Genomic DNA, 11,640 nt, shown 5'->3' on the forward strand with positions numbered 1-11,640 from the left:
GCACCGCCCGAGGCCAAGGATGAGGCGCCGGCCCTCGTCGTCGTCACCATGCTCGGCCCGGCAGTGACCGGTGCGGCTTGTACGGGCATGTCAGGGGCAGGCCTCCAGCATGGCGAGCGATCCGATCCTGCCGGTCGACCACACGACGACGCGTTTCATGCGTCCCTCTTTCCGTGGGGTCGGACCGGGAGGGAGCCCCAGCCCCGCACGCTGGCGGTGTGAGCCATCTTTCCCTGGTCGATGTCGACGTCCCATTCCTGCCAGCGCCGCAGGATCTCCTCGAGGGCCACCCTGCCTTCCAGCCGGGCCAGGGCCGCGCCGAGGCAGAAGTGGAGTCCGTAGCCGAATGAGATATGGGATCCCTCGTCACGGTGGACGTCGAACTCGTCGGGACGTGAGAAGTGGCGCTCATCTCGGTTGGCGGCACCGTTGAGGAGCAGCATGGTCGAGCCCTCCGGCACGACGGTGCCCCCCACCTCGACGTCGCGCTGCACGTACCGGGCCTGGACCGGCGATGGCGCCTCCAGCCGCAGGATCTCCTCGACGGCGTTGGGGATCAGTGACGGGTCGTCGACGAGCAGGCGGCGTTGATCGGGATGCTGGGCGAGCAGCTGCATCGTGAATCCGATGAGACGGGTCGCGGTCTCGTTGCCCGCGCCCGCGACCATGCTGGCGTAGGTGACCACCTCGTCGCGGGTGAGGGGACGCCGCGAGCCGTCCGGTTCGTCGACCTCGGCGTTCAGCAGCTCCGTCATGAGGTCGTCGCCGGGGTTGCGGGATCGCCATTCGACGTAGTCGGCGAGAACGTTCAGGACTTCGCCGAAGGAGGACTGGTCGAAGGAGATCGGCGTGCCGTCGGTGGCGAGCGCGTCGTCGGTCCGCTGGCGGTAGGCGATCTGATCGGCCTCGGGGATGCCGAAGAGGAAACCGATGGTACGCAGCGGGATTTCGACACCGAACTCGCCGATGATGTCGAACTCGTCCCGCCCGACCAGGGCGTCGAGGGCGCTGGTGCAGTAGCCGCGGACGAGTGGTTCGAGGCCGAGCATGCGCCTGGGGGTGAAGACGCGCGCGAGCAGTGCCCGGTGCGCGTCGTGGATCGGGGGGTCTTCGAAGAGGAGGATGCCGGGCGGGATCTCGACGCCGGCGCGGATGATCTCCAGGACCGTCCCGCGGCCGGAGCGGTAGGTCTTCCAGTCGGCCAGCGCCGGTTTGACGTCGTCCCACCGGCTCAGCGCGAAGAAGTCGAGCTCCTGGTTCCGGTACAGCGGAGCCTCGTCGCGCAGCCGTCTCCATGTCGGGTAGGGGTCATTGTCGATGTCCACGTCGTAGGGGTCGTAGTGGATCTGTGCGGCGGGGGTCGTGGCGGCCATGCCTGTCTCTCCGATCTGCGGGGGAGGCTTCACTGGTCAGCGGCCGTGCAGCGGCTGGTTCGGTACGCCCTCGAACAGTTCCTCGGTCGGGCCTGAGGTCACCTGGCCGGACAGCTTGGTGGCCAGGTGCGGAGCGAAGACGGCGCCGTAGAGGGCGTGCCCGAGGACGACGATCGCCACTGCCGAGATGAGCCAGGACCCGGGACGGGTCTTGGCCTTGGTGTCGGCCCACATGTCGATGACGGTGCGTCCCTCGGGGTCGGTCCGCCCGAGGAGGTAGGTGAAGACCATCACCTGTACGCCCATGGCGAGCGCGTCGTAGAGCGGGTACTGGTGCTTGGTGCCCTCCGACAGTGCGAGGCCGGGGATCACGCGGCCGTAGTGGAAGACGCCGAGCCGGGCGCCGATGATCGCGTTGAAGAGGATCGCCCAGAGGAACCCGGCGAGGAGGCCGACGGTCAACAGCGTGAGCGGCCTGCGCCAGCCGAACCTGGAGCTCAACCGCCGCCCCAGTGCGGCGCCGATCACCGCGGGCAGCGCGAAGTAGGAGATGTAGCCGGGGGGCACCGAGGCCGGCAGGCCGCCCCACGTCATGTCAAGCGGCCACCAGGACGGCATGCGCGGGATGGCGGGCGGGAACTGCGCGTACATCGCCCAGTCATAGGGGGCTTCGATCCAGGAGAACGAGATCGCCGAGATGCACACGAGCAGTAGCGGATGCGGCCGGCGGCGGCGAACGCTGAGGATGACGCCGATCGCGACGAAACCGAATCCGCCCAGGTAGGCGAAGCCGATGGCCGCCTCCATCAGTGGCGTCAACTCGGTGCTCATTCGCCCCCCTCGTCGGCCGAGGGGCGACGTGCTTCCGCGTCGCAGCGCAGCACCACGCCGAAGATGACAACGATCAGCCCGAAGAGCGTTCCGAGCATGATGAGCGCACCCACGTTTCCGGCTCCCTTCGCCACTTTGGATAGTGAGCACTATCTTAATCGGTGCATCCGCGACGCGCCATCAGCTGGAGACATGTGCCCGGGCGGTGGCCTCGGCCGCTCGCTCGAGGTAGGGCCAGGCCACGTCCGGTGGCAGCCCTCCGCAGAGGGGCAGTAAAGGGAGGTGGGTGCCCCCGCGCACCCACGCGGCGGCCTCGTCGACGGTGAGGACGCGGTAGGCGGTGCCCGCTCGCAACTCGTCGACCGAGCGCGCGGTGCTGATGCTCGCGACGGTGGCCTCGCCAGGACGGTACGATGCAGCCGTCACCGCATCGTGGAGCATGTGGCGGCCCAGCTCTTCCCAGGCCCGGTCGACGTCGTCGGCGACGAACACGGCCGTGGGGGCCTGCGCGTCGGGAAGCTGGACGACTCCGGGTTCGTGCCCGGCGGCTCGGCACGCCGCCTCGTAGGCGTCCCGCAGTCCGGGCGCGGCCGCCTGGGCGACGAGCCCGAGCCCGAATCGCCCGGCACGCCGTGCGGCGGCGACGCTTCCCCCGCCGATGAACAGCCGGGGCCGACCGGCGGCGATCGGCGAGGGCGTGACCCTGGTCGACCGGCCGCCCTCGACGACGTCGTCCCCGGCCAGGAGCCGCAGGAGCAACGCCAGGTTGCCGTCGGCCAGGCGTCCCCGGTGACGCATCTCCATGCCGAAGTGCGCGTACTCCTCGGGCCGGTGCCCGACACCGAGCACGTACGCGACACGGCCGCCGCTGACGAGGTCGAGGACGCTGATGTCCTCGGCCAGGCGGACCGGGTCGTAGAAGGGCAGGACGAGCGCCGCGAGGAGGATCGGCAGGCGCTCGGTGCGGGCCGCGATCGCCGAGGCGAGCACGAGGGGGGAGGGCAGATGACGATCCTCGGTCCCGTGATGCTCGGACAGAACCGCGACCAGCGCGCCGCGGTCCTCGGCCCAGGCGCACATCTCCATCGCGGCCGAGTAGAGCTCCTGGATGGGCGCACCGAAGGCCGGCGCCCGCATGTCGAATCGCAACGTGAACATCGGCGAAGCCCCGCTCCCACTATGGATAGCGGACACTATCTTAAGGGAAGGGGTGCCGAGTGCGGCCGTACGGGAGCTCGAACGTGTGGTACCTGCACCACCTGGCCGATCAGGTCGCCTCGCCCGGTTCGACGATCGGTGAGGCGGCCATGGCGGAGCCTCGGCACGCCTCGTCAGCGTTTGCGGTGCAGGAAACCGTGGAGGGCGGCCTGGGTGAGCTCGTCGACGATGGCGTCCCGCGACGGCGGCTTGGCACCGAAGAAGCTCGAACGGAACGCGGCCATCCCAGCGATCATCGCCACCGTCGAGTGCGCCGCGAGGTCGGGATGGCTCGAGCGCAGTCCCCGAAGGTCCACACCCTCGGCGCTGATCCGGCCCAGGACGGCCAGCGCCCGCTCGACATCGGCGATGCCCGCCTCGGCCAGCTCGTCCTCGCCCAGGGCGTCCAAAGCCCACAGCGTCATGACCAGCCCGCGGTGCTCGACGAACAGGTCGTAGAGCCGGCCGACGAAATGCCGGGCCAGCTCGTCCTCATCGGTCTCCTCCGGGACCAGAGACCGCCATGTCTCGGTGAACTCCTCCACGAAGGTCGTGAACGGCACGACCAACGCCTCACGGAACAATGCCGCCTTCGAACCGAAGTTCCGGAACAGCAGGTGCTCGGCGACGCCGGCCGCCTCCGCGATCTCTCGGGTGGTCGTGCTCCGGTAGTCCTGGCGGGCGAACAGCTCACGGGAGGCGTCCAGGAGCAGCCGACGGGGCTCCCCCCTCGGCCGACGCGTGGCCTTGGGCGCGGTCGCGTCCTTCGCGGTCGCCGTCTTCCTCGATGCCGCGCCAGGCACTGCACTCCCGTTCCAGCTCATCCGGCTGTCGTCGCGTAGGGCTCGATCAGGATAACGCCCACTCCTACGCGCCCCTGCTCCCGATCGTACGCACATACATCACCAGGCCCCGGTCAGCCGAGGTTCGTGCTGACGTTGCCGGATGCCTACACCGGTGCCCGCGGGTCCGGCTGGTCTCGCAGAAGCGGGCATTCAAGAGCGGGCCGACGAGCGGATCCCTCGTCCGCAGGCCGTTACGCCGTAGCGACAAGAAGTCGCTTGATGATCACAGCGGCTCACCATGTGACCGGTAGCCGGTGCACTCCGAACGTGCCCATGTCGTGCCGGAAATCGACGTCCCCGAACGGGATCGCGAGACATAGTGATGGCAGTCTCGCCGCAGCATCGTGCCGTAGGCGACCTCCAGCTCCGCTCGGGCGAGGGCCTGGCCCACACACTGGTGGATGCCGTAGCCGAAGGCGACGTTGCCGCGTCTGCGGCGGTCGATGTCGAGAACGTCGGGTTGCTCGAAATGCGCGGGGTCCCGGTTGGCGACCGGCAGGTTCATGAAAAGGTACTCGCCGGCACGGATCAGCTGGTCGCCGACGGTGACGTCCTCGCGCACCACCCGGACGATCAGATCCTGGACGATGCTGAGGTACCGGAGCAGTTCCTCGACGGTGTTGGCCATGACCTGGGGATCGGAGGAGTCCCGGACCCGGGCCAGGGTCCCGGGGCCGGTGCCGCGCGTCCTTCGCGAGTTCCAGCAGGTACGTGAACAGCTGGATGTTCGCGTCCAGCTTCTCCTGCGCCGTGGCTCCGACGGTGAACGCGGTGGAGCTGAGCCGCTCGAAGAGTTCGTGATCGGAGTACGGGACTCCGAGCAGCAGGGAGATCGTCATCGGGGGGATCGGCAGTGCGTAGTCGCGCACGAGGTCGCCCGGAGTGCCGTTGGCGATCATCTGGTCCAAGGCCACGTCGGCGATCTCCTGGATCTTCGGCTGCAGTTTCCGGACGCGCTTGACGGTGAAGTCGTCGTTCAGCATCTTTCGAGTAGGCCCGCAAGGATTCGGTGTCACCGCCGGGAGCCTTGACCTCGACCGTGGCGCCACCTGCGGCGAGGGCATGCACATCGCCGTCGACGGACCAGTACCCCGGGTGGTGGATGCCGGAGCCTGACGGCACCCAGACCGTCCGAGACGGCCGATTCGACGACTCGGTTCATGGCTCGGTCACGTGGATGGCAGCGGCCGGGCACATCACGGCCGACTCGCGGACGGCATCGCGCAGTTGCGGCGCAGGCGCGTCGTCCAGCAGCACCACCGTACCGTCCTCCTCGTTCTGGTCGAAGACCCCCGGCGCGAAAAGCGCACACTGACCTGCTGCAACGCACTTGTCGGTGTCAACGCTCACCTTCATCGGATCCCCCTCACAAGCATGATCGGCAGTCGACTGGTGACCCCTTGTCCTTCCGGCGAACGTAGCAAATTTTTCCAAGAAGGAAAACTTGCCAAACTGGAAGTTTTCTCCGAGCATGGGGACATGACGCAACAGCCCCAGCTGGGTTTGCGGGAACGCAAGAAACAGGCCACCCGGACCGCGCTCAGCAACGCCGCCTGGACGTTGATGCTGGAGAAAGGTCTGGATGCGGTGACTCCTGAGAGCGTGGCCGAATCAGTCGGCGTGTCCGGACGCACGTTCCGCAACTACTTCTTCTCGCGGGAGGAGGCGATCACCGAGGCGACCGTGCGCCGCGCAGAGTCGATCGCGGACGCGCTGCGCATCCGCCCCGCCAGTGAGCCGGTGTGGGACAGCCTCACCCACGTGCTGCCGGACGCGGTATCCGCGATGGTCAGCAGCCGCGAGGATGTCGTCGTGCTGCTGAGGGTGGCCCGGGAGAACCCGACCATGCTGGCAGCGCACCTGGCGTCCTTCGAACGTGTGCGGCGGCTGCTGGCGCAGGCGATCATCGAGCGCACCGGCACGGACGACCTGGCCTCCCACCTGCTGGCCGCCGCAGCCGGGACAGCGGTGCGGATCTCGATCGAGGCGTGGGGAGCCGGAGACGGCTCGACAAGCCTGCCCGACATCGTCCGGGAGACCATCACGCAGTTGCGTGCCGGTATTCCCTCAGGTGACGCACAGAAGTAGGAGGCCACACCAGCCCGGCCACCCGATCACTGCTGTCAGGGGCGTCGTGCCCGACCTCCGCCGGAACTCGCACGGACACCTCTTCAACGACCAGGGAGGAAAGCCGATGACCTACATCCCAGACACGCCTCGGCTGCCGCTCGACCGGCCGAACGCGCTCGAGGTCGCACCGCTGTACGGGATGCTGCGGCGGAAGGCGCCACTGACGAAGGTGACCACGCCCGCCGGGGACCCCGCATGGCTGGTGATCGCCTATGCGGAGGCGAAGCAGATCATCGGCGACGCCCGGTTCGGCCGGTCGCATCCCGTCCCGGAACAGGCGGCCCGGATCTCGCAGTCTGCGCTGGCCGGAGGCGCCGAGGATAACTACGACACCGAGGAGCACGAGCACACCCGGTTGCGCAGGCTGCTGACACCCGCGTTCTCCGCACCCCGGATGCGGCGGCTGACCGAGCGGATCCAGGAACTGACCCGCCGCTGCCTGGACGACATGCAGGCCGCGTACGACCGGGCCCCCGGGCAGCCGGTGGACCTGCACCAGACGCTGGCGTTCCCTCTGCCGGCCATGGTGATCAGCGAACTGCTCGGCGTGCCCCACGCAGACCGCGCCCGCTTCGGCCTGCTGTCCGAGCGGATCGGCGTCCTGGACGACGCCGAGGTCGCCCAGGCCGCCATGGCCGAGTTCACCGACTACACCCATCACCTGGCCGCGGCCAAGCGCAAGACCCCCGGCCCCGACGTCATCTCCGATCTGGTCGCCGCACAGGCAGCGGATCCGACGTTCACCGATGACGACGTGGCGCGTCTGGTCGCCGGGCTGCTGTTCGCCGGCCACGAGACCACCGCCGCCCGCATCGACTTCGGAGTGCTGTGGCTGCTCACCGATCTGTCCCGGCGGGACCGGTTCGTCGCCGATCCCACCGGCCAAGTCCAGGCGACGGTGGAGGAGATCCTGCGGATGTCCGCACCCGCCGGGCTCGGCCTGTTGCGCTACGCACATCAGGACGTGGAGATCGGCGGCGTTACCATCGCCCGCGGCGACGCCGTCCTCATCTCGAACGACGCCGCCAACCGCGACACCTCAGTGTTCCCCGACCCCGACGAGTTCACTCCCGGCCGCAAGCCCAACGCCCACCTCGCCTTCGGCCACGGCATGCACGTGTGCATCGGCGCCAACCTCGCCCGCACCGAACTGCGCATCGTGTTCCCCGCACTGTTCGGCCGGTTCCCCGACCTGCGCGTGGCCGCCGACCTCCACGACATCAAGCTCCTCACCAACAAACTCACCGGCGGCGTGGACAGCGTCCCGGTGCAGTGGTGAACGGAGTCACCGCAGCGAGTGTTCCACCACCACGAAGCCGCCGTCACTGAGGTGGTGCATGCGTTCCTTGGGCGGATGATATTTGGCACCAGCAGAGCCCAATGAAGAGGAACCGCAGAATCCTGAGCTCAGTCGTTTATGAGCGGAGGTGCTCCTTGGTCGGTGGTGACCAGCCAGCCCAGCCGCTGTGACATGGCTCGTGCGCAGGCGACGATGTCGCGTACGTGGTCGGATTCGTCGCTGGCACGCCACAGAACCGACCATGGGTAGTAGGAGGCCGGTTCGGTGAGGGGCCGCCAGAGGGTTCCGGGGACGGCCGAGATGCAGGAGGACGGCACGCAGTACAGGCAACGTCCCTGGGAGACGAGATCGGAGGCGGCTCTGATGCTCTCGACGGTGCCCTCGTACACCGTGGGTGTGAAGCCGGCGGTCCGGCACATCTCCACGGTGAACTGGTTGAACTCCGGGGCCCGTATCTCCTCGGCGAGCAGCAGCGGTTCCTCGGCCAGGGTGGCCACCGGTACGCTCTCCAACTCCGCGAACCGGTGGCCACGAGGGACCAGGACGCCGAGCCGGTCCTGGCGGAACAGTTGTGAGGCCACCTGCGGCGGGGCGAGTGCGGCCCGGCCGATGCCGACGTCCAGGCGGCCGTCGACGAGTTGCTGGTACTGCTCGGGCACTCCTGCCTCGATCTGGTGGATGACCAGGTCGGGGTTCTTGGCCTGAACCTCGTGCAGGATCTGCGGCATCGAGTCGTAGCTCGCGTCGATGATGCCGACCCGCAGGGTGGCGGATACCCCGACGGCGTTCCGGGCGGCGTCGGCGGCCCGTTCCACGTGGGCCAGGATCTGTCGCGCCTCGACCAGGAAGACGGCCCCCACGGCCGTCAACGAGACGTGGTGGGTGCTGCGTTGCAGCAGGCGGACACCCAGTTCGCGTTCGAGCCGCTGAATCTGCTGGCTCAACGCCGACTGTACGATGTGCTCGCGGGCGGCGGCCCTGCCGAAATGCAATTCCTCGGCCAGGGTCACGAAGTAGCGAAGCTGACGTAGCTCCATGCCAGCCGCCTCCTGCCAGGACACCGTTGCCGCCATGGTGTCCGAGCCCCGGTCGGTTCCCTTCGCGCAATGGTCCACCGCATTGCCGAGAAGGCCGTCCGGAGAGCGAATCCCTCCCGGGCAGGTCGAACCCGGAGTTCGCGATTTCGCCGTAAGCCTACTTCCCTCAACGGGTACAAGAAATATCCGGGGTGAACCACCCGCTGAAACGGGGTGATCGGCTGACGTGATGGGCCCCGCTCAGGTTCCCGGTTTCCGCCTCAGCTGTAACCCGGTTGACTATGAGTGATCAGCCGGGCAATGCCCGGCATTTTCCAGTGCGGGGAAGGGCTTACCGTGATCCCCGACCAGAACATGGCCTTGAACACGCCCGTCATCAGCGCGAACGGGTCCGCTCCGCGTTGCGACCACCTGGACGGGCTCACGCCGGTCACCGCCCAGTCGACCTACTGCCGTGACTGCCGGGCTGACGGCGACGAGCGTCCGATGCCTCTCCTGCTCTGCCTCACCTGCGGCTGGGTGGCCTGCTCCGACACGTCACGCAAGCGGCACGCCAGGGCTCACTACGAGGAGACCGACCATCCGGTCGCCGCCGGTGTGGAGCCGGGGGCGCGTGGTAGATGGTGTTACGTCCATCAGCGCCCGGTCTGACCTTCTCCGTGAAACCTCGAGTGATCGGCTTCGGTGATGAGTCCTGCTCAGATTGCTCGTTTCCGTCGCCGCTGCATCATGGTTGATTGCAGTGACCAGACCGGCCATCGGCCGGTGCCCACATCTCGATGAAAGGACGTTGGCATGGTCTCCGGCCAGGACAGGGCGGTGGGCGTCACCGAGATCGGCCCGAACGGATCGGTGCCGCGCCGGAAGCGTCGTCGCAGTGGCCTGCCCGGGTTGTCGGGGGCATCCGAGCAGGCCGGCACCGCAACAGGCCACATCGCGGAGGCGTTCCTTCCCGCTCCGGCGCCGACGATGGTGCGCGCCGCCCGCGCCTACCTGACGCCGCGTTACGCCGTCGGCGTGGATCAATTCCTCTGGGAGACCAAGGAGCATCCACTGCCCGACCTCGATGCCATCGATGCGATCATCGACGCCTCGGATCGAGCCCAGGAGGGCACAGGAGATCAACCCCCGCCGATGGCGGTGGCCGCCGCACTGGTGGTGCTCGGGGCGGCCCGGCTGAACATCGACCAGACCGAGGCCCGGCTGCTGGACGCCGCACAGGCCGCGGGCATGGGCTGGGAGCAGATCGCCGCGATTCTCGATCTCAGCGCCGAAGCAGCCGAGGAGCGGCATCGGCGGCTCAAACCCCGTATCGACGAGCCGGCCGCCGACGTACTTCCGCCGCATCCCCGCGACCGGGCGACGCACAGGCCCAGGATTGCCGTCAACACCTCGGCCGCCGGCCGTCGGGGCTGACCGGTGATCTCCCGTACCGGTCGCGCCTCCGTGGGGTGTCGAGCAACCGGGCCGGGATGATGAGTCCTGGTGATGGGCTCAGTTCGTATCGCCGGTGTCCGCCGACCGCTGGTGCGGCTCAACTGAATGCGGTCAGCCCACGGGGAGCCTGCACCCCGATTCCGGGTAGGCGTGCACCGTGGATTCGGGACGCTCGGGAACAGCGTCATGAACAGAAGGCGATCGGCTGCGGTGATGGGCCTTGCTCGGCTCGCCTGTTTCCGCGACGACGGTACTGAACTTGACTGAAGGACATCAGCCGGGCCCGCTCGGCGTTTTCCTCACAGCACGCCAAGAAGAACGACCATCCGGTCGCGGCCGTGGTGGAGCCGACTGACCTGCACGTCGTCACCCGGCGCCGGGGAGCCGCTGCATGCGCGACCCGCCTTCGAACGACAGGAATGATCATCATGGAGCAGGCGAGAGCGGCGCCTTACGACGGCGCCGAACCGTTTCCCGGCGGCGTCGCGGAATCCTGGACGGGCAGGCGGCGGCTTCAGGTGGTGCTGACCGCCTTGATCGTCGGGGTGCCTTTCGTGGGTCTGGCGATCGCGGTGTGGATGCTGTGGGGGCATGGCATCGGGGTTGCCGATGTGCTGTTGGCCGTCGGTCTGTACATGCTTACCGGGCTCGGGGTGACCGTCGGGTTCCATCGCCTCATCACTCATCGCAGTTTCACCAGCCGCCCGTGGCTGCGGGCCGTGCTGGCGATCGCGGGTTCGATGAGTTTTCAGGGCAATGTGATCGACTGGGTGGCCATCCACCGGCGTCATCACGCCTTCACCGACCGCCCGGGTGATCCGCACTCGCCCTACCGGTACGGGACCGGCGCCCTTGGCCAGCTGCGGGGACTCGCCGATGCCCATATCGGCTGGATGTTCCGCAACGATCCGACCCCCACGGCCCGCTACGCCCCGGACTTGCTCGCCGATCCCGCGATGGTCCGGATCGCCAGAGCCTTTCCCCTGCTGTGCGTCCTCTCGCTGATCCTGCCGTTCGCCGCGGGCTGGGCCATCGGGGGCGATATCGGGGCGGCGTGGACCGCGTTCCTGTGGGCAGGACTCGTACGCGTCCTGATGCTCCAGCACCTGACGTGGAGCATCAACTCCCTGTGTCACATGATCGGATCACGTCCGCACCCGAGCCGCCGCTTCGATCGGTCCACCGACCTGTGGCCGCTGGCTCTGATCTCCTTCGGTGAGAGCTGGCACAACGGGCATCACAGTGCACCGGCCTGCGCCCGGCATGGCATCGGCCCGCATCAGATCGACCTCTCCGCCGGCCTGATCCGCCTCTTCGAGCGCCTCGGCTGGGCCACCGGCGTCCACTGGCCGGCCTCGCGAGGCCCGCAGGCTCGGCCAGACGTGCGCCGGCCTCCCGCACCGGCCCTGCAGTCCGCAGACCGATGACCGGCCGGCCCACGGCCGCCGAGCACCCGCAAGCCGACCCGGCGAGGAGTCGCCGTCAAGGCG

13 protein-coding genes are annotated in these 11,640 nt (G+C 68.4%); 6 read left to right on the forward strand and 7 right to left on the reverse strand.

Annotated features, from left to right (window positions below; genetic code table 11):
- Positions 1-155: 155 nt before the first annotated feature.
- The 5 genes from ACRYCC_RS24145 to ACRYCC_RS24165 all read right to left on the reverse strand — a co-directional run bounded on the left by ACRYCC_RS24145 (position 156) and on the right by ACRYCC_RS24165 (position 4,874).
- Positions 156-1,373 (reverse strand): cytochrome P450, encoded by a 1,218-nt coding sequence (locus tag ACRYCC_RS24145; RefSeq protein ID WP_433815582.1) that lies wholly within the window; start codon positions 1,371-1,373, stop codon positions 156-158.
- A 36-nt stretch (positions 1,374-1,409) separates the two neighbouring features.
- Positions 1,410-2,204: a spirocyclase AveC family protein gene (locus ACRYCC_RS24150; RefSeq protein WP_433815584.1), complete on the reverse strand. Its 795-nt coding sequence runs from the start codon at positions 2,202-2,204 to the stop codon at positions 1,410-1,412.
- A 180-nt stretch (positions 2,205-2,384) separates the two neighbouring features.
- Positions 2,385-3,362: an LLM class flavin-dependent oxidoreductase gene (locus tag ACRYCC_RS24155; protein ID WP_433815585.1), complete on the reverse strand. Its 978-nt coding sequence runs from the start codon at positions 3,360-3,362 to the stop codon at positions 2,385-2,387.
- 173 nt (positions 3,363-3,535) lie between these two features.
- The gene (locus tag ACRYCC_RS24160; protein ID WP_433815587.1) at positions 3,536-4,204 is read right to left on the reverse strand and encodes a TetR/AcrR family transcriptional regulator; all 669 of its coding nucleotides are present in this window, start codon (positions 4,202-4,204) and stop codon (positions 3,536-3,538) included.
- Between the two features lie 265 nt (positions 4,205-4,469).
- Complete coding sequence (locus ACRYCC_RS24165) at positions 4,470-4,874, reverse strand: cytochrome P450 (protein WP_433815589.1); 405 nt, start codon at positions 4,872-4,874, stop codon at positions 4,470-4,472.
- Between the two features lie 254 nt (positions 4,875-5,128).
- Between ACRYCC_RS24165 and ACRYCC_RS24170 the strand changes: the two genes are divergently transcribed.
- Positions 5,129-5,362 (forward strand): hypothetical protein, encoded by a 234-nt coding sequence (locus tag ACRYCC_RS24170; RefSeq protein WP_433815591.1) that lies wholly within the window; start codon positions 5,129-5,131, stop codon positions 5,360-5,362.
- A 42-nt stretch (positions 5,363-5,404) separates the two neighbouring features.
- On the opposite strand, the gene ACRYCC_RS24175 is transcribed toward ACRYCC_RS24170, so the two are convergent.
- Positions 5,405-5,602 carry a ferredoxin gene (locus ACRYCC_RS24175; protein ID WP_433815593.1) on the reverse strand — a complete coding sequence of 66 codons (198 nt, stop codon included), beginning with the start codon at positions 5,600-5,602 and terminating at the stop codon, positions 5,405-5,407.
- Positions 5,603-5,620: 18 nt separating this feature from the next.
- On the opposite strand from ACRYCC_RS24175, the gene ACRYCC_RS24180 reads away from it, so the two are divergent.
- Together ACRYCC_RS24180 and ACRYCC_RS24185 are read left to right on the forward strand one after the other, a co-directional pair.
- Positions 5,621-6,334: a TetR/AcrR family transcriptional regulator gene (locus tag ACRYCC_RS24180; protein ID WP_433815595.1), complete on the forward strand. Its 714-nt coding sequence runs from the start codon at positions 5,621-5,623 to the stop codon at positions 6,332-6,334.
- 106 nt (positions 6,335-6,440) lie between these two features.
- Positions 6,441-7,655 carry a cytochrome P450 gene (locus ACRYCC_RS24185; RefSeq protein WP_433815597.1) on the forward strand — a complete coding sequence of 405 codons (1,215 nt, stop codon included), beginning with the start codon at positions 6,441-6,443 and terminating at the stop codon, positions 7,653-7,655.
- Between the two features lie 128 nt (positions 7,656-7,783).
- Here the strand turns inward: ACRYCC_RS24185 and ACRYCC_RS24190 are convergent, their stop codons facing one another.
- Complete coding sequence (locus tag ACRYCC_RS24190; protein ID WP_433815599.1) at positions 7,784-8,713, reverse strand: LysR family transcriptional regulator; 930 nt, start codon at positions 8,711-8,713, stop codon at positions 7,784-7,786.
- A 336-nt stretch (positions 8,714-9,049) separates the two neighbouring features.
- Between ACRYCC_RS24190 and ACRYCC_RS24195 the strand changes: the two genes are divergently transcribed.
- The 3 genes from ACRYCC_RS24195 to ACRYCC_RS24205 all read left to right on the forward strand — a co-directional run bounded on the left by ACRYCC_RS24195 (position 9,050) and on the right by ACRYCC_RS24205 (position 11,577).
- Entirely contained in the window at positions 9,050-9,364 is a 315-nt protein-coding gene (locus tag ACRYCC_RS24195) for a UBP-type zinc finger domain-containing protein (protein ID WP_433815601.1), read from the forward strand.
- 144 nt (positions 9,365-9,508) lie between these two features.
- Complete coding sequence (locus tag ACRYCC_RS24200) at positions 9,509-10,129, forward strand: hypothetical protein (protein WP_433815603.1); 621 nt, start codon at positions 9,509-9,511, stop codon at positions 10,127-10,129.
- A 449-nt stretch (positions 10,130-10,578) separates the two neighbouring features.
- The gene (locus ACRYCC_RS24205; RefSeq protein ID WP_433815605.1) at positions 10,579-11,577 is read left to right on the forward strand and encodes an acyl-CoA desaturase; all 999 of its coding nucleotides are present in this window, start codon (positions 10,579-10,581) and stop codon (positions 11,575-11,577) included.
- The last annotated feature ends 63 nt before the right edge of the window (positions 11,578-11,640 follow it).

Source organism: Actinomadura scrupuli, from assembly GCF_050971785.1.
Lineage (GTDB): Bacteria > Actinomycetota > Actinomycetes > Streptosporangiales > Streptosporangiaceae > Actinomadura_E > Actinomadura_E scrupuli.

What these genes read in the sequence shown, in the direction of transcription:
- ACRYCC_RS24205 (WP_433815605.1), top strand. Translation starts at nt 10,579, where the DNA reads ATGGAGCAGGCGAGAGCGGCGCCTTACGACGGCGCCGAACCGTTTCCC.
- ACRYCC_RS24155 (WP_433815585.1), bottom strand. Translation starts at nt 3,362, where the DNA reads ATGTTCACGTTGCGATTCGACATGCGGGCGCCGGCCTTCGGTGCGCCC.
- ACRYCC_RS24150 (WP_433815584.1), bottom strand. Translation starts at nt 2,204, where the DNA reads ATGAGCACCGAGTTGACGCCACTGATGGAGGCGGCCATCGGCTTCGCC.
- ACRYCC_RS24185 (WP_433815597.1), top strand. Translation starts at nt 6,441, where the DNA reads ATGACCTACATCCCAGACACGCCTCGGCTGCCGCTCGACCGGCCGAAC.
- ACRYCC_RS24165 (WP_433815589.1), bottom strand. Translation starts at nt 4,874, where the DNA reads ATGGCCAACACCGTCGAGGAACTGCTCCGGTACCTCAGCATCGTCCAG.
- ACRYCC_RS24190 (WP_433815599.1), bottom strand. Translation starts at nt 8,713, where the DNA reads ATGGAGCTACGTCAGCTTCGCTACTTCGTGACCCTGGCCGAGGAATTG.
- ACRYCC_RS24200 (WP_433815603.1), top strand. Translation starts at nt 9,509, where the DNA reads ATGGTCTCCGGCCAGGACAGGGCGGTGGGCGTCACCGAGATCGGCCCG.
- ACRYCC_RS24175 (WP_433815593.1), bottom strand. Translation starts at nt 5,602, where the DNA reads ATGAAGGTGAGCGTTGACACCGACAAGTGCGTTGCAGCAGGTCAGTGT.
- ACRYCC_RS24145 (WP_433815582.1), bottom strand. Translation starts at nt 1,373, where the DNA reads ATGGCCGCCACGACCCCCGCCGCACAGATCCACTACGACCCCTACGAC.
- ACRYCC_RS24180 (WP_433815595.1), top strand. Translation starts at nt 5,621, where the DNA reads ATGATCGGCAGTCGACTGGTGACCCCTTGTCCTTCCGGCGAACGTAGC.